General features: G+C 68.6%; 16 protein-coding genes and 1 other RNA gene. 3 read left to right on the forward strand and 14 right to left on the reverse strand.

Translation table 11 applies throughout. The features are described 5' to 3' along the window. Nucleotides 1-96: 96 nt before the first annotated feature. The 11 genes from ASE78_RS13160 to ASE78_RS13205 all read right to left on the reverse strand — a co-directional run bounded on the left by ASE78_RS13160 (nucleotide 97) and on the right by ASE78_RS13205 (nucleotide 9455). A complete protein-coding gene (locus ASE78_RS13160; RefSeq protein ID WP_056497836.1) occupies nucleotides 97-633 on the reverse strand; it encodes a J domain-containing protein in 537 nt (178 codons plus the stop codon). 200 nt (nucleotides 634-833) lie between these two features. Then, nucleotides 834-1235, reverse strand: an RNA gene (rnpB, locus tag ASE78_RS13925) — RNase P RNA component class A. A 33-nt stretch (nucleotides 1236-1268) separates the two neighbouring features. Next, nucleotides 1269-1901, reverse strand: coding sequence for an N-acetylmuramoyl-L-alanine amidase (locus ASE78_RS13165; RefSeq protein WP_082467230.1), 633 nt, complete (start codon nucleotides 1899-1901; stop codon nucleotides 1269-1271). 129 nt (nucleotides 1902-2030) lie between these two features. Next, nucleotides 2031-2864, reverse strand: coding sequence for a CheR family methyltransferase (locus tag ASE78_RS13170; RefSeq protein WP_156351502.1), 834 nt, complete (start codon nucleotides 2862-2864; stop codon nucleotides 2031-2033). Beyond that, entirely contained in the window at nucleotides 2861-3895 is a 1035-nt protein-coding gene (locus tag ASE78_RS13175) for a chemotaxis protein CheB (RefSeq protein WP_056497838.1), read from the reverse strand. The genes ASE78_RS13170 and ASE78_RS13175 overlap by 4 nt, the downstream gene beginning before the upstream one ends. Before the next feature lie 24 nt (nucleotides 3896-3919). Further along, nucleotides 3920-4285, reverse strand: coding sequence for a response regulator (locus ASE78_RS13180; protein WP_055759733.1), 366 nt, complete (start codon nucleotides 4283-4285; stop codon nucleotides 3920-3922). A 78-nt stretch (nucleotides 4286-4363) separates the two neighbouring features. Further along, on the reverse strand, nucleotides 4364-4810 hold the full coding sequence (locus ASE78_RS13185) for a CheW domain-containing protein (RefSeq protein ID WP_321163096.1): 447 nt from the start codon (nucleotides 4808-4810) through the stop codon (nucleotides 4364-4366). After that, complete coding sequence (locus ASE78_RS13190) at nucleotides 4807-7119, reverse strand: chemotaxis protein CheA (RefSeq protein ID WP_056497839.1); 2313 nt, start codon at nucleotides 7117-7119, stop codon at nucleotides 4807-4809. The genes ASE78_RS13185 and ASE78_RS13190 overlap by 4 nt, the downstream gene beginning before the upstream one ends. 54 nt (nucleotides 7120-7173) lie before the next feature. After that, nucleotides 7174-7872: a hypothetical protein gene (locus tag ASE78_RS13195; protein ID WP_055759727.1), complete on the reverse strand. Its 699-nt coding sequence runs from the start codon at nucleotides 7870-7872 to the stop codon at nucleotides 7174-7176. Nucleotides 7873-8325: 453 nt separating this feature from the next. Next, a complete protein-coding gene (locus ASE78_RS13200; RefSeq protein ID WP_055759724.1) occupies nucleotides 8326-8964 on the reverse strand; it encodes a histidine phosphotransferase family protein in 639 nt (212 codons plus the stop codon). Then, entirely contained in the window at nucleotides 8961-9455 is a 495-nt protein-coding gene (locus ASE78_RS13205; protein ID WP_082467204.1) for a Mov34/MPN/PAD-1 family protein, read from the reverse strand. The genes ASE78_RS13200 and ASE78_RS13205 overlap by 4 nt, the downstream gene beginning before the upstream one ends. A 16-nt stretch (nucleotides 9456-9471) precedes the next feature. Here ASE78_RS13205 and ASE78_RS13210 point away from each other — a divergent pair, with 16 nt between their 5' ends. From ASE78_RS13210 to mtgA, 3 genes are all read left to right on the forward strand, one after another. Beyond that, nucleotides 9472-10425 carry an RluA family pseudouridine synthase gene (locus ASE78_RS13210; RefSeq protein WP_056497840.1) on the forward strand — a complete coding sequence of 318 codons (954 nt, stop codon included), beginning with the start codon at nucleotides 9472-9474 and terminating at the stop codon, nucleotides 10423-10425. 55 nt (nucleotides 10426-10480) lie between these two features. Beyond that, nucleotides 10481-11386 carry an RNA polymerase sigma factor RpoH gene (rpoH, locus tag ASE78_RS13215; RefSeq protein WP_055759716.1) on the forward strand — a complete coding sequence of 302 codons (906 nt, stop codon included), beginning with the start codon at nucleotides 10481-10483 and terminating at the stop codon, nucleotides 11384-11386. A 266-nt stretch (nucleotides 11387-11652) separates the two neighbouring features. After that, nucleotides 11653-12375, forward strand: coding sequence for a monofunctional biosynthetic peptidoglycan transglycosylase (gene mtgA, locus ASE78_RS13220; RefSeq protein WP_056497841.1), 723 nt, complete (start codon nucleotides 11653-11655; stop codon nucleotides 12373-12375). 206 nt (nucleotides 12376-12581) lie between these two features. Here mtgA and ASE78_RS13225 read toward each other — a convergent pair whose 3' ends face one another. The 3 genes from ASE78_RS13225 to ASE78_RS13235 form a co-directional block, all read right to left on the reverse strand. Continuing rightward, nucleotides 12582-12830, reverse strand: a complete 249-nt coding sequence (locus ASE78_RS13225; RefSeq protein ID WP_056497842.1) for a hypothetical protein — start codon at nucleotides 12828-12830, stop codon at nucleotides 12582-12584. A gap of 173 nt (nucleotides 12831-13003) precedes the next feature. Next, nucleotides 13004-13327: a YbaB/EbfC family nucleoid-associated protein gene (locus ASE78_RS13230; protein WP_055759705.1), complete on the reverse strand. Its 324-nt coding sequence runs from the start codon at nucleotides 13325-13327 to the stop codon at nucleotides 13004-13006. After that, nucleotides 13324-14940, reverse strand: coding sequence for a DNA polymerase III subunit gamma/tau (locus ASE78_RS13235; protein ID WP_056497843.1), 1617 nt, complete (start codon nucleotides 14938-14940; stop codon nucleotides 13324-13326). The genes ASE78_RS13230 and ASE78_RS13235 overlap by 4 nt, the downstream gene beginning before the upstream one ends. Nucleotides 14941-15140: the final 200 nt, after the last annotated feature.

Here is a 15140-nt window from a genome sequence, read left to right on the forward strand (position 1 = left end):
GCGGCTTGCCGTCATCGCCGAAACCGGTGTCGAGCTTCTTCGAGCATTTCGCGCACACCAGCACCGCCTTTTCCCAGCGCGAGCGGACGTCACGCTTCATGCCGGCTTCCAGCTCCGCCGTTCCTCGGCGACGCGCAGCACGTCATACGCCGCTTGGATCGCGTGGAACTGCTTCGCCGCCTCGGCATCGCCCGGCCGCACATCGGGGTGATACACCTTGGCCAGTTTGCGCCATGCCAGGCGGACCGTGTCGAAATCGGCGTCGGGATCGCACTCCAGCACGTCGAGCGCGCGCATCTCGTCGCGCGATCGGCTGCCGTCGCCTGATCCGGCCCAGGCGTTCGACGCCGACGCCGCATAGCCGTTGGCGGTCCGCCGCTCGTCCGCCTCGCGGGCCTTGGCCTCTTCCTCGTTCAGCCCCTCGAAGTAGTTCCAGCCCTTGTTATATTCGGCGGCATGCGTTTCGCAGAAATACCAGCGGTCGGGGCTGTTGGGCGATTTGGGCGCGGGCCGGTCGCCCGGCGCCTCGCAGCCGTGCCGGTCGCACAGCCGCACCGGCTGCGCCTCGCGCCCGGCGGTATAGCCGCGCCAGCGGGGAAAACCCCAGTCGTTCGATCGTGTGTGCCGTGCCATGGCCTGCCGAAATAGGCGTTGCGCCGTGCCGCGCAACCCATTGCGATCGAGACTCTCCCCTCCCTGACAAGGGAGGGGTCGGGGGTGGGTAGGCTTGGGGCGGGTGCCGCCGGTCCCTCGCGGGCCGGGGCNCGACCCACCCCCAGCCCCTCCCTGTTCAGGGAGGGGAGCCTGCACGCACCCAAGGCGGATCAAAAACCAGTGTCAGAGGGTCTATAAGCCGGGTTCTGTCCACCCGCGCAAGCGGGATAGGCGACCATTCCTCTCGGGCGACACTTGCGTGGCGCCTCCAGCAACCAACCCGGGCAGCGGGCCGGAACATGCCCCGAAGCGCGTTGCCACGCCCCATGCCGCCCCTATTCGGTCTTGCTCCCGGTGGGGTTTGCCATGCCGCGTCCGTTACCGTCCGCGCGGTGCGCTCTTACCGCACCCTTTCACCGTAACCCGGCCGAAGCCAAAGGCCGTCTGCTCTCTGTGGCACTGTCCCTGAACGTATCGCCGAAACGATCCGCCCGCCGGGCGTTACCCGGCACCGTTGTTTCCGTGGAGCCCGGACTTTCCTCGATACGCACGAAGCGCAGCGCGGCCGCCCGACCCTCTGACGCAGCCGCCCCTAGCCAATCGGCCAGCGCGATTCAATCGTCGCCTTGCGGCCTGGGCAACAACAGCGCGAGCAGCAGCATGCGGCATTCGCCGTCGACCACCCCGTCGATCACCTCCGGGCGAAAGCGTCGCTGGAACGCCGTCACCGCCGCCACCGCGTCGGTCACGTCATAGCCGAAGCGTTCGAGCGCCAGCAGGAACCCGGCGTCGCTCCAGCCCGGATCCATCAGTCCCCTGGCCGGGCGGGGCAGCGCAAGGCGCAACCGCGCCAGCTTTCCCCACGGAAACAGTTCGCCCGGATCGTCCTTGCGCGCCGGCGCGATGTCGGAATGGCCGACGACATTGCCACGGGTGATGCCATGCCGTTCCTTGATCGCATGGACCAGCGGGATCAGCGCGCCCATCTGCGCGTCGGGAAAGGCGCGATAGCCCCATTCATGGCCGGGATTGACCAGTTCGATGCCGATCGACGCGCTGTTGACGTCGGTGATGCCGCGCCAGTGCGACCGGCCGGCGTGCCATGCGCGCTTGTCCTCGGCCACCATCCGGTGGATGCGCCCGTCCTCCTCGATCAGATAATGCGCCGAGACTTCGGCGGCGGGATCGGTCAGCCGCGCGATCGCCGACGCCGCATCGACCATGCCGGTATAGTGCAGCACCAGCATCGTCACCGGCAGCCGCCGTTCGTTGAAACTGGGCGACGGCGTCTCGATCCACTCCACTTGCCCGCACCCTCCATCACGTTTCGCCTCCGGCTTGCGGCGGGAGCGTGCGAAACGCAACAGGATTGGCCGCTACCGCAGCGCCGGCCGATAGAGTCCGCGATACCGCTCCGACGGGACCAGCGCGTCGCTGTGCCCGATCACCGTCTCGCCCGCGCCCAGCACCAGCAGCCCGCCCGGCCGCAACACGCAGGCGATGCGGTCCAGCACCCGCCGCCGCATCGGCGGCGACAGGTACATCAACAGGTTGCGGCACAGCACGATATCGAACCGCCCGGCCAGCGGCGGATCGGCGATCAGATTCTGTTGCGAATACAACACGCGGTAGCGCAGCTCCGCCTTGGCTTCCCACAGGTCGCCACGCTGGTCGAACCATGTCACCAGCCGCCGGACCGGCAGGCCGCGCTGCACCTCGAACTGGGTATAGCGCCCGTCGCGCGCGCGGCGCAGCGCGCGCGCCGAGATGTCGGTCGCGCGAATCTCGGGGATCGTCTGCCCGCTCGCGAGATGGCGTTCGTGGAACAGCATCGCCAGCGACAGCGGCTCCTGCCCGGTCGAACAGGCCGCCGACCATAGCCGCACCTTGCGGCCGGGCGTCTCGCGCATCATGTCGCTCACCGCCTCGGCCACTAAGTCGAGAACACCGGCATCGCGGAAGAACGACGTTTCCTGATTGAGCAGCGCGTCGACCACCGCGTCGCCCAGCCCGCGTTCGCTGTTCGCCGAAATCCGCGCGACCAGTTCGTCGATCGTGGCGAGGCCGCGTTCGCGCAGCATCGGTTGCAGCGCGCTGTCGATCCGCCATGTCCGCCCGGCGTCGAGCTGCTGCCCGGTGCGCGCCTCCAGCAACGCGACGATCGTCGCGACCGCCGCGCCGCGCGGCGCAAGGGGCATCGCCATCGTCATGACGGCCGCCGTCCCTTCGCGATGAACGCACCCAGTTGCGCGGGCGTGCCGATCGTCGTGGCCAGCCCCGCCTCGACCACCGCGCCCGGCATCCCCCAGACGACCGAGGATTGCCGCTCCTGCGCCGCCACCGTGCCGCCGTGCGCCTGCACCCGCGCCGCGCCCCGGCACCCGTCGCGGCCCATGCCCGACAGCACCACCACCAGCGCGCGCGCGCCATAGACCCGCGCGACCGATTCGAACATCGGATCGACCGAGGGCATGCACCCGCTCACCGCCGGGGTCCGGTCGAGCCGGATCGCCGCGCCGTCCGTGGTCGCCACCACCCGCAGATGGGCATCGCCCGGCGCCAGCACCATGCGCCCGCGCCGGATGCGCAGGCTGTCGGTCGCGATATCCACCGGTCGCTGCGCCAGCCGCGTCAGTTGCCCGGCGAAATAGCCGGTGAACGATGCCGGCAGATGCTGCGTCAGCAACATCGGCACGTCGCAATCGGGGGGAATCGCCGCCAGCAGCGGGGCGAGCGCGTGGATGCCGCCGGTCGACGCACCGATCGCGACGACGTCCCACGCATCCTGCGGGGCAACGACGGCGGCGGCGGGGCGGACGGCAGCGCTCACCGCCGTCTGCAAGCGTTCGGCGAATCGCCCGACCATCGCCGAGGACGCGGGCTTGGCGATCGTCGCCACCGCGCCCAGCGACCGGGCGTGCAGGGCCGCCGCCGATCCGTCGTCGCACGTCGCCGACAGCACCAGGATCGCCGCGTGCGGGGCCAGCGCCGCCAATGTCGGCAGTCCCGACAGCCCGTCGATCTCCGGAAGGTTCAGATCGAGCAGGATCACGTCGATCCGCTCGCGCGCCAGCACCGGCAGCGCCGCGCCGATCCCGCCGACCGCCGCGACCACCGCATGCCCCGCCATCGCATCGATGATCCGGGCGACGATCACCCGCGTGACCACCGAATCGTCGATCACCATCACCCGCACGTCATGGTGCGTCACGGTATCACTCGAAGGTCGGGCCAGCGCCATCACCGGGCCATTCCGACCGGCGCCTTACGAAACGCCGACGATCTGGAGCTTGCTCTCCAGCGTTTCGCGGTCGAACGGCTTCATGACATATTCGTCGGCCCCCGCCTCGATCGCGGCACGGATATAGGCCATGCCGTTCTCGGTCGTGCAGAACACCACCTTGGGCCGGTCGCCGCCCTCGCTCTGGCGCAGCGCGCGCAGGAAATCCATGCCGCTCATCACCGGCATGTTCCAGTCGAGCAGGATCACGTCGGGCGAACGCTCGGTGCAGCAGGCCAGCGCCTCGCGCCCGTCCGCCGCCTCGCGCACCTCGAAGTCGAGCGTCTCGAGGATATGGCGCGCGACCTTGCGGATCACCTTCGAGTCATCGACGACCAGGCAGCTCTTCATCGGATACCCTCTACCACTATCACGCCGTCACCATGGCCGAACTTCGTAAGCGTCGCGTTAAGCGCCGGATACGAAATGCTACGCAGCGATCCGCCCTTCACCCGTCACCCGCGCGACGATGGCGGGCAGGTCGACGATCAATACCGGCGTGTCGCCACGCTCGATCATGCCGTCCGCCACCGCCGCCCAGCGCGGGCACAGCACCAGCCCGGGGGTGAGCGGCTGCACCTCGAACTCCAGCACGTCGTCCAGCGCATCGACCAGCAGCGCGTAATGATGCCCGTCGACCCGCGTCACCACCGCGCGACGACGCGGCGGCGGGGTGATCGCCTCGTCCAGCGCGACGCCGGTATCGATCACCGTCACCACCCGGCTGCGCAGCGCCGCCAGCCCGCGCACCGCCCGCCTTGCCAGCGGCACCGGCGTGACCGTGCCGATGTCGACCACCGATTCCACCTGATCGGACCGGATCGCCACCGCCTGTCCGTCGATCGTCGCCATCAGCAGCAGTTCGACCATCGTCATTCCCCCACCGCCATGCGCACCGCGCGCAACACGCCTTCGCGGTCGTAGCGATAGATGCTGCCATCGCCGCTGTCGGCCAGCGCCTCGCGCAGCCGCACCACCGGCGCGCCGCCCGACGCGACATGCGCATCGCCCGCCTGCGCCAGCACGATCGCCGGCGGGGCATCGCTCTCCGCGCGGTCGATCGTGCGGTATCCCGCCTGTTCCAGCATCGGGCGCAGGAACGTCGCCATCCATCCGCCGCCATCGCTCAGCAGGCAGGTCGGCCGCGCCGCCCGCGCCGCCATGCTGCCTTCGGCGTGCTGCTCGAACAGCCACAGCACGTCGACCTGCTCGGTCTGGTCGCCGTCCAGCATCACCACGCCCGCGATCGGCCCCGCCTGTCGCGCCGGCACCATCTCGGCCGGCAGCGTCACGATGTCGATCGCCTCGCGGATCGCATAGGCCACCTCGATCGCGCCGTCGGTCAGCCGCAGCACCTCGACCGGCCCGGTCCCGTCGCATGGTCCCATCGCCTCGACCGGCACGATCCGCCCGTCGATCGTCATCCGCAACCGTCCCGCGCTCTGGCGCAGCGCGTCGCGCGGCACCTTCTCGATCCGGTCGATCGCCGCCAGCGGCAACACGCGCCGCTGCCCGTCGAGATCCTCGAACAGCAGCGCGGCGATCCCCGGCTCCACGACCGCTTCCTCGACCGCCGCCTGCCGCAGCGTGTCGTCGAACCGCAGCCCGGCCAGTTGCGCCGCGCCGGCGCAATCGAGTAGCAGCATCGGCTGGCCGGTATCGGGCAGCGTCTGCCCCGCATACAGGCCGCACGCCATCACCGACGGACAGGCCGGCCGCACCACCAGTTCCTCGGTATCGCACACCTGATCGACCGCCAGCGCGAAATCGCCGCCGCCGATGCCGACCACCACCAGCATCTGCGCACCCGGCGCGATGGTGCTGTCCGCGCCGATCAGCTCGCACAGGTCGACCACCGCCATCCGCCGGTCGCGCACCGCCGCCACCCGCGTGCCGCCGACGGTGTCGACCCGGATGTTGCGCCCGCGCTGGCTGACGATCTCGCTGATCGCCTGCCGCGGAATCGCGAAATGATGGCCGCCCGCCGTCACGATGATCGTCGACACGATCGACAGGGTCAGCGGCACCTGCATCACGATGCGCAAGCCCCGTCCGGGCATGTTGTCGAGGGTGATGCGCCCGCCGATCTGGTCGACCGACGCCTTGACCACGTCCATGCCGACGCCGCGTCCCGAAATCTCGGTCACGACGTCGCGCGACGACAGGCCGGGTGCGAACACTAGTTCGCAGCGTTCGCGCTCGGACAGTGCGCGCAGCTCCGCCTCGCTCCGCCCGCCGCGCACCGCCTTGCGGACCAGCGCCTCGGTATCGATCCCGCGCCCGTCGTCGGCGATCTCGACGATGATCTGGTTGCCCGACTGGCGCGCGACGATATGCAGCCGGCCTGCCTCGCGCTTGCCCGCCGCGCGGCGCTCCGCCGGCGCCTCGATGCCATGGTCGATCGCGTTGCGCACGACATGCAGCAACGGATCGCGCATCACCTCGATCATCTCGCGGTCGAGTTCGACGTCGCTACCGTCGATCGTCAGCGTCACCGCCTTGCCCAGCGTCGCGGCAGTATCGCGCACCATGCGCGGCAATGCCGAGAACAGCGTCTCGATCTTCTGCATCCGCGTCCGGGTGACGGCGTCGCGCATGTCGGCGACCGACGCGGACAGCCGTTCCACTGCCGCCTCCAGTTGCGGATCGAGGTCGATCTCGCGCAGCCGCCGCACCAGTTCGTTGCGCACCAGCACCATGTCGGACATGCCGCTCATCATGCGTTCGAGCAGATCGACGTTCAGCCGCACGCTGCGCTGCGCCACCCGCCCGGCGGCGGGCGCCGGCATCGCCACCGGCACCTCGACCACCGCCGGCCCGCCCTCGGCCAGCGCCGCGATCAGCCGTTCCTCGTCCCCGTCGCCCAGCGACGTGCCCGAATCGATCGCCTCGACCAGCGCGCCGATCCGGTCGACGATCGCCAGCACCGCATCGACCAGCGCCCGGTCGGGCCGCCGCCGCCCGTCGCGCACCTCGGACAGCGCATCCTCGGCGGCATGGCTCAGGCGCGACAGGCGCGGCAGATCGAGGAAGCCGCAGCTTCCCTTCACCGTATGGACGAAGCGGAAGATCGCATCCAGCCGCGCACGATCGTCGGGCGCGGCCTCCCACGCGACGATCTCGCCGGCCAGCGGCTCCAGCGTCTCGCGGGTTTCCGCGATGAATTCCTGCAACAGATCGTCCATGCGGCTCCGCCCGTTCGTAAGGGGCAGCATGGACGACGGGTCGTTAAGAGGGGGTTAGGAGGCGGCGACCTGCAACGGCTGACAGACGACACTGGCGCGCGCCATCGCCGCCGTGGTGCCGTTGTCGAAAAAGCTCCGATCGGTCGCCACGCCCAGATAGTGCTGGAAGATCCACATCTGCCGTGCGGTAACGTTCAGTATCTCGGAGCGATTACGGGTTTCCTCGATCGTCGTTTCCAGCTCCGCCATCAGATCGCCTTCGACCGGCCCCGTCCGATTCTCCAGCACCCGCAGCCTCGCCCACGCCGACTGCTCCTCCCGTTGCATCTCGTCATAGGTTTCGACCATGCTGAAATACGACGTGATACCGTCGATCTGCCGACGTGGCAGATAGTTCAGCTCGCCGCTGCCGAGCAGCGTATTCCAGCCCGGTTGATAGAACGGCCGGATGTTCGGCCGGCCGATCGCGCCGATCGGCCGCAACCTGCCCGTCCGTCGCGCCGCCGCCAGCTCGGCGCGAAGCTCGTCGAGGCGGCGCAGGTAGCACCGCCCCTTCATCATCCGTTCCTCGAGGCTGACGCCGTTCCGGCCCAGGTCGGTCCGTATCACCGCCAGCGTCGCCCGCGCATTGACGCGGTGGCGCAACCCGTCGGCAACCTCGCCGATCGCCAGCGCGATCAGGACGCCGAGCACGATACTGCCGATTTCGCGCAACCATGGCCGCGCGGCTTCGCCTGTCCCGGATTCGCTCATCGATCACCCCCGCAGGAGGCATCGCAAAATGATCGTCGTTTCGCAATCGGTCCGATGGTCAGCGCAGCCGTGGGCCGGACGCGACCTTCCTTCGCACGTCGTCACCCCGGACCTGTTCCGGGGTCCACCTAGCCCCAGATGCGGTCGATCGAGGCTCAAGGCATAACGATCGCCGAACCGTGGACCCCGGAACAAGTCCAGGGTGACGAAAGGGACGGCTGTTTCGGCCGGAAATGACGAGGATTGGCCGGAAATGCCGAATGTCGATCGGCCCTCGGGCCGGACGGGATATTCAGCCGATGTTACGCCTTTTCGTCGTTCCCGCGCAGGCGGGAACCCATAGACGCAACGGGCGCGATTCCATCACTGGCGTCGGCGTGTATGGATCCCCGCCTGCGCGGGGATGACGCGGGGGGGCAAATCCCCCCTGCCAAAGCTGAATACCCATCCCGTCTAGCGCGGCGGAAACGACGCCCCGAACAACAGCACCGGCGAATCGACCGGCGACACCTGCAACTCGCCATTCCCCTGCTCGACCAGTTCGCGCACCAGACACGCCGCCGCCGCGCGCGGGGTCATCATCGCCGCATCGCCCAGCAGCGCGCCGCGCAGTTCGGGGTCGAGCACGATGCGCTGCCCATCGGCGCGCACCACGATCTCGACACCGCCACCGCCCGTCTCCGCGCCCACATCGAGTTGCCCGCCGCGCACCAGCGCGTCGCCCGCGATCAGCGCAAGGTTCAGCAGCACCTTCACCGCCGGCTTGGGCAGCGACGGCGCGTCGACCATCCAGCCGAGCTTGACCCGGTGGTTGTCGACGAACAGCCCCTCGATCGCCGCCTTCGCCTCGCGCGTGTCGATCGAATCGCCAAAGCCGCCCGCCGCGCCGAACGCGAGGCGAAAGAATTTCAGCTTGTTGGCCGATGCCCGCGCGCTGTCCGCCAGCAGTTCGAGACAGCGGGCGCGCATATCGGGGTCATGTTCGTCGGCCAGCAGTTCCAGCCCGTTGTTGAGCGCCCCGACCGGACTCAGCAGGTCATGGCACAACCGCGAACACAGCAGGCTGGCGAAATCGGCGGGGCTGAGGCTCAAAGCGGTGCAATCCTTGACGGGCGGAACGACACTGTCCGTTCGCCATCCTCCATGTGGACCGCCAGACATTTTTTTTCAACGCGATTGGGCAGTTCGACCGTGAAAGCCACCGGATCGAACCGGCCATGCACCGCCCCGTCCGCCACCGCGCGCCACAGCCGGGCGGTGCGGTGGCCGACGATCAGCCAGAGCATGCCGTCCGCCGCCGCCTGCGCCGCGTCGGTCGGCGACGGGTCGGGCCGCCCGCCCGGATGGGTGTGATACCAGCCGGCGATTCCCGCGCCGCCCCCCCGCGCATCGCGGTGCGCCGCCAGCAGCGCGGCGGGATCGATCTCGAAATGCCGCGCCGGGTCGGGCGCGACGTTCGCCGTCGCGTCGGCACGCACGATCCGCGCACCCTCCCCGCGCAGGATCCCACAGCGCTCGACCGGACTCGCCGCCCCCTCGCGCAGCAGGGCGAGCAGCAGTTCGCTTGAAAATACCGGCGTCATTCCCATCTCGTAACGGATGGACCGGGGGGTTTCCACGATCACCGCACGCATTCCCGATGGGCTGCACGGGCAACGGATCGACAAGGCGCTGGCCGATGTCGTCGCCGACTTGTCGCGCGAACGGATCAAGGCGCTGATGGCGGCGGGCCATGTCGCGGGCGATGCCGGCCCGATCACCGATTCGTCGCGCAAGGTCGCCGCCGGGCAAAGCTTCACCATCGCCGTCCCCGCCGCCGTGCCGCTCGACACGGTGGCGCAGGATATTCCGCTGTCGATCGCCTATGAAGACGATCACCTGATCGTCGTCGACAAACCCGCCGGGCTGGTGGTGCATCCCGCCGCCGGCAATCTCGACGGCACGCTGGTCAACGCGCTGCTCCACCATTGCGCGGGGCAATTGTCGGGGATCGGCGGCGTCGCGCGCCCGGGCATCGTCCACCGCATCGACAAGGATACCTCGGGGCTGCTGGTCGTCGCCAAGAGCGATGCCGCGCATGAGGGACTTGCCAGCCAGTTCAAGGATCACAGCATCGATCGCCGCTATCTCGCGGTCGTTGCGGGCCGGGTGACGACCTCGACCGGCAAGGTCGACGCCCCGCTCGCGCGCTCGCCCAACGATCGCAAGAAGATGGCGATCGTTCGTGCCCCCCATGCCAAACATGCGGTGACGCACTTCCGCCCGCTTCGCCCCTTGCGCGACGCGACGCTGATCGAATGCCGGCTGGAGACGGGGCGGACGCATCAGGTGCGGGTCCATATGGCATCGATCGGCCATCCGCTGCTCGGCGATCCGGTCTATGCCGGGCGGCGGCCCGCGCTCCAGTCGCTGCTGGGGCGCCTTGGCTTCCGGCGGCAGGCGTTGCACGCCGCACATCTCGGGTTCATCCACCCCGTGCTAAAAAACGCTTTGGCGTTCGATAGCGACCTTCCGGCAGACATGCAGGAACTGTTGGGGCATCTTCACGTATAAGGTCGGACACGCCGCACTGCGGCACGTCCTGACAGGGACAAAGGGAGTTTAGACGATGGCAACTGGCAGCAACGTCCCGGCGACGATCCCGGCGCTCGGCGGCGAGGCGAGCCTCAACCGCTATCTGTCGGAAATCCGCAAATTTCCGATCCTGGCACCCGAGCAGGAATATATGCTCGCCAAGCGGTTCCAGGAACATGGCGATCCCGAGGCGGCCGCGCAGCTCGTCACCTCGCACCTGCGCTTGGTCGCCAAGATCGCGATGGGCTATCGCGGCTATGGCCTGCCGGTCAGCGAGCTGATCTCCGAAGGCAATATCGGGCTGATGCAGGGCGTGAAGAAGTTCGAGCCCGATCGCGGCTTCCGCCTCGCCACCTATGCGATGTGGTGGATCCGCGCCTCGATCCAGGAATTCATCCTGCGGTCGTGGAGCCTCGTGAAGATGGGCACGACCGCCGCGCAGAAGAAACTGTTCTTCAACCTGCGCCGGATGAAGTCGAAGCTCGATGCGTTCGAGGACGGCGACCTCAGCCCCGAACATCTCCACAAGATCGCGACCGACCTCGGCGTCACCGAGGAGGAAGTGACCTCGATGAACCGTCGCATGGCGATGGGCGGCGATACGTCGCTCAACGTGCCGATGCGCGAGGATGGCGAGAGCCAGTGGCAGGACTGGCTCGCCGACGACAGCCCGTTGCAGGATTCGGTCGTCGCCGAGGCACAGGAAGCCGACGTTCGCCACGGCATGCTGGTCGAGGCGATGGACGACCTCAACGACCGCGAGAAGCACATCCTGACCGAACGCCGCCTGACCGACGATCCCAAGACGCTGGAGGAACTCTCGCAGGTCTATGGCGTCAGCCGCGAGCGCGTCCGCCAGATCGAGGTCCGCGCGTTCGAAAAATTGCAAAAGGCGATGATGCGTCTGGCGGGCGACCGCCGGATGCTGGCGGCGGTGTAACCACCGGGGCGGCGCGCAACCGCCGCCCCCTACCGTCATTCCGGCAAAGGCCGGAATCCATAACTTATGCCCTCCCGGCTCCAGCCGCGACCGCAATTGCCGACCCATCAGCGCACAGACGGCAGTCGAAGTCGCCAACGCACCCAGCAAGCAAACCCCGAAAGCACGAGAAGCATCAAGGCGGCACGCGACCGCCGCCCCACCTCCCGCCGCGATCGCAGTTGCCACCTTGCCCTCCCCCACCCCCAAAGCGTAGCGAGCATGGCATGGCCGCCCGCACCGCCCCCCGCTCCCGCCCCGCCGCCACGACGTGGCACCGCCGCCTCCTCGGCTGGGCGATCAAGCTCGTGCTGGGCTTCGTCGTGCTATCGGTCGTGCTGGTGCTGATCCTGCGCTTCGTCCCGCCGCCGATCACGCTGACGATGCTCGGCGATGTCCCCACCGGCCACGGCGTCACCAAAAGCTGGCGGCCGCTGTCCAGCATCGATCCCGACATGGCCCGCGCGGTCATCGCCGGCGAGGACAGCCGCTTTTGCGCGCACAACGGCTTCGACTATGCCGCGATCGCCAACGCCGCGCGCCGCAATCTGACCGGCGGGCGCATCCGCGGCGGCTCGACGATCAGCCAGCAGACCGCGAAGAACGTGTTCCTCTGGCAGAATGGCGGCTATTTCCGCAAAGGACTGGAAGCGTGGTTCACCGTGCTGATCGAGGCGATGTGGGGCAAGCGCCGGATCATGGAAGTCTATCTCAACGTCGCCGAAACCGGCATCGGCACCTACGGCGTGGAAGCCGGCACACAGCGCTATTTCAAACATTCCGCCGCGCGCATGAGCCCGCGCGAAGCGGCGCAAATCGCCGCCGTCCTGCCGCTGCCCAAGAAGCGCGCCGGCATTGCGCCGACCGGCTTCACCCGCCGCTACGCCCGCACGATCGAAACCCGCATCGGCGTCGTCCGCCGTCAGGGCCTCGACGGCTGCCTGAACTGAGCGGATCGACATTCCTTCGCGCGTCGTCACCCCGGACTCGTTCCGGGGTCCACCTGACCGCAAATGCAGTCAATCGAAGCTCAAGGCATACCGATTGCCGAGCCGTGGATCCGGAAACAAGTCCGGGGTGACGAAAGGGGTGGCTGTTGCGGCCGAAAATGACGAAGATCGGCCGGCAATGCTGAAGGTCGATCGGCCCTGACCGCTTACTTCGTCGCCCGCTCCACCGCGTCACCGGCCTTGTCCGCCGCATCGCCAACGCTTCTTGCCGCCGACGTCACCGCACCGGTCCGCGCACTATCGTTGTTCGCCTGATTGAGCAGAAAATAGGCCGCGACGATCACCGCGATCAGCACCGCCAGCCCGATCAGCAACCCGCCGCCCGACCCGCGCCGTTCGATGATGGTGGTATGCGGCGCGCCGTTCGTCGTCGTCTCGATGCGATCCTCGGCCATGACAAGAACTCCGTTGCGGAAAGGTTGCAGCAACAACCGCCCGCCCGGAAGCTTGTTCCAGCAGCGTATCAACCGCCCCCAACGACGAACGGCCCACTCCGTCGCCGGAAACGGGCCGCCCTCACTCAACTCCCCTCCCTGACAGGGAGGGGCGTAGCCCTACCGATCGGCAATCAGAACGGCAGCTTGAACCCCGGCGGCAGCGGCAGGCCGCTGGTCAGCTTCGACATCTCGGTCGAACTCGCCGCATCCGCCTTCGCCCGCGCGTCGTTGAACGCGGCGACGATCAGGTCCTCCAGCATCTGCTTTTCGGACACCTGCAACAGCGAATCGTCGATGTCGACGCCGAGGATGCGCCCCTTGGCCGACGCGCGGACCTTCACCAGCCCGCCGCCCGACTGGCCATCGACCTCGATCGTGTCGAGGTTCGCCTGCGCCTTGGTCAGCTCGTTCTGCACGTTCTGCGCCATCGCCATAATATCGTCGAGATTCTTCATCGTTCCACCTTCTTCCATTCGATCAGTTCGGCATCGGGAAACGCCCGGAACGCCGCCGCCACCAGCGGCGAGGCAAGGATCGCGGCACGCTCATCCATCGCGCGCGCTTCGTGCTGCTCGCGCAGCGTCGCCTCGCCCGCGCCCTCGCCGATCAGCACGCGCCAATGGACCCCGGTGATCCCTTTGAGCGCCTGTTCCAGATCGCGCGCGAAGTCGGCGGGCAACGGCCGGCTCCCGCTCAGTTCCAGCAGGTTCGGCTCCAGCCGCAGCATCCGCGCGCAATTGCGGAACTGCGCCTCCAGCGAATGGCGGCCGTGCTTCGACAGCAACTGCGCTACCGCCTCCATCGTCTCGGGGGCCGGCGGCGCGACCGGCTCGGGCGGCGCGGCGACCGGCGACGGCATCGCCGGAACCTGACCGGCCGCCAGTTGCTTCGCCAGCGCCCCCGGATCGGGCAGCGACGAGGCATGGACGATCCGCAGCAGCGCCATTTCGCACGTCTCGATCGGCAGCGCCGCGCGCGAAACTTCCTCATGGCCCTTGAGCAGCAACTGCCACAGCCGGTGCAGCATCGGGAACGACAGCGCGCTCCACCCGTCGAACGCCGCGCGTTCCTCGGCCGACTGGCCCGCCCCACGATCCCCGCCGACCTTGACGATGGTGACGCCGTGAACCGTCTCCAGCAGCGTGCGCAGCACCGACGCCGGATCGACGCCCAGATCATATTGCTGGCGCAGCGCCCTGAGCGCCCCCGCCGCGTCGCTCTGCAACAACAGGTCGAACAGCGCCCTTATCGCCCCGCGATCCGACAGCCCCAGCATCTGCCGCACCGCATCGGCGCGCACGCCCTCGCCCTCCAGCCCGCCATGCGCGATCGCCTGGTCGAGAATCGATAGCCCATCGCGCGCCGACCCCTCGGCCGCGCGCGCGATCAGTTGCAGCGCTTCCGCCTCGGCCTCGACCCCCTCGGCCTCGACGACATGCGCGAAATGCCCGGCCAGCAATTCCGCCGGGATGCGTCGCAGGTCGAAGCGCTGGCAGCGCGACAGCACCGTCACCGGCACCTTGTGGACCTCGGTCGTCGCCAGCAGGAACTTGACGTGCGCCGGCGGCTCTTCCAGCGTTTTGAGCAGCGCGTTGAACGCCGGGGTCGACATCATATGGACTTCGTCGATGATGTAGATCTTGAAGCGCGCCGACACCGCGGCATAGCGCACCGCCTCGGTCATCTCGCGCACGCTGTCGACGCCGTTGTTCGACGCCGCGTCGATCTCGATCACGTCGATATGCCGCCCCTCGGCGATCGCGCGGCACGGCTCGCACACCCCGCACGGATCGATCGTCGGTCCGCCCTGCCCGTCGGGGCCGATGCAGTTCAATGCCTTGGCGATCAGCCGCGCGGTCGACGTCTTGCCGACGCCGCGCACCCCGGTCAGCAGGAACGCATGGGCGAGGCGCCCACGCGCGATGGCGTTGCCCAGCGTCGTGACCATCGCATCCTGGCCGATGAGCTGCGAAAACGTCTGCGGCCGGTATTTGCGCGCCAGCACCCGATACGGCTGCGCCGCCTCCGGCACCGCCGGCAAGTCGAGGTCGAGAAAGGAGTCGGACATTGTCGCTACCCCTAGCGCGTGGGGACGGCGGTGTCTAAGGGGGTGTGCCTACTTCGTCCTTCCGCGCAGGCAGGTGTCGACAACCGCAATCCCTTCACAACCTGCTCCCCTCCCTGACAGGGAGGGGTTGGGGGTGGGTCGGCCGGTTGCGGAGCGCCTGCGTTTCCTCTCGGGCCAACCCCCCCCCCCCCCCCCCCCCC

The sequence above is a fragment of the Sphingomonas sp. Leaf25 genome (genome assembly GCF_001421635.1).
Taxonomy (GTDB): domain Bacteria; phylum Pseudomonadota; class Alphaproteobacteria; order Sphingomonadales; family Sphingomonadaceae; genus Sphingomonas.

What these genes read in the sequence shown, in the direction of transcription:
- ASE78_RS13160 (WP_056497836.1), bottom strand. Translation starts at nt 633, where the DNA reads ATGGCACGGCACACACGATCGAACGACTGGGGTTTTCCCCGCTGGCGC.
- ASE78_RS13165 (WP_082467230.1), bottom strand. Translation starts at nt 1,901, where the DNA reads ATGCTGGTGCTGCACTATACCGGCATGGTCGATGCGGCGTCGGCGATC.
- ASE78_RS13170 (WP_156351502.1), bottom strand. Translation starts at nt 2,864, where the DNA reads ATGACGATGGCGATGCCCCTTGCGCCGCGCGGCGCGGCGGTCGCGACG.
- ASE78_RS13175 (WP_056497838.1), bottom strand. Translation starts at nt 3,895, where the DNA reads ATGGCGCTGGCCCGACCTTCGAGTGATACCGTGACGCACCATGACGTG.
- ASE78_RS13180 (WP_055759733.1), bottom strand. Translation starts at nt 4,285, where the DNA reads ATGAAGAGCTGCCTGGTCGTCGATGACTCGAAGGTGATCCGCAAGGTC.
- ASE78_RS13185 (WP_321163096.1), bottom strand. Translation starts at nt 4,810, where the DNA reads ATGACGATGGTCGAACTGCTGCTGATGGCGACGATCGACGGACAGGCG.
- ASE78_RS13190 (WP_056497839.1), bottom strand. Translation starts at nt 7,119, where the DNA reads ATGGACGATCTGTTGCAGGAATTCATCGCGGAAACCCGCGAGACGCTG.
- ASE78_RS13195 (WP_055759727.1), bottom strand. Translation starts at nt 7,872, where the DNA reads ATGAGCGAATCCGGGACAGGCGAAGCCGCGCGGCCATGGTTGCGCGAA.
- ASE78_RS13205 (WP_082467204.1), bottom strand. Translation starts at nt 9,455, where the DNA reads ATGACGCCGGTATTTTCAAGCGAACTGCTGCTCGCCCTGCTGCGCGAG.
- ASE78_RS13210 (WP_056497840.1), top strand. Translation starts at nt 9,472, where the DNA reads ATGGACCGGGGGGTTTCCACGATCACCGCACGCATTCCCGATGGGCTG.
- rpoH (WP_055759716.1), top strand. Translation starts at nt 10,481, where the DNA reads ATGGCAACTGGCAGCAACGTCCCGGCGACGATCCCGGCGCTCGGCGGC.
- mtgA (WP_056497841.1), top strand. Translation starts at nt 11,653, where the DNA reads ATGGCCGCCCGCACCGCCCCCCGCTCCCGCCCCGCCGCCACGACGTGG.
- ASE78_RS13225 (WP_056497842.1), bottom strand. Translation starts at nt 12,830, where the DNA reads ATGGCCGAGGATCGCATCGAGACGACGACGAACGGCGCGCCGCATACC.
- ASE78_RS13230 (WP_055759705.1), bottom strand. Translation starts at nt 13,327, where the DNA reads ATGAAGAATCTCGACGATATTATGGCGATGGCGCAGAACGTGCAGAAC.
- ASE78_RS13235 (WP_056497843.1), bottom strand. Translation starts at nt 14,940, where the DNA reads ATGTCCGACTCCTTTCTCGACCTCGACTTGCCGGCGGTGCCGGAGGCG.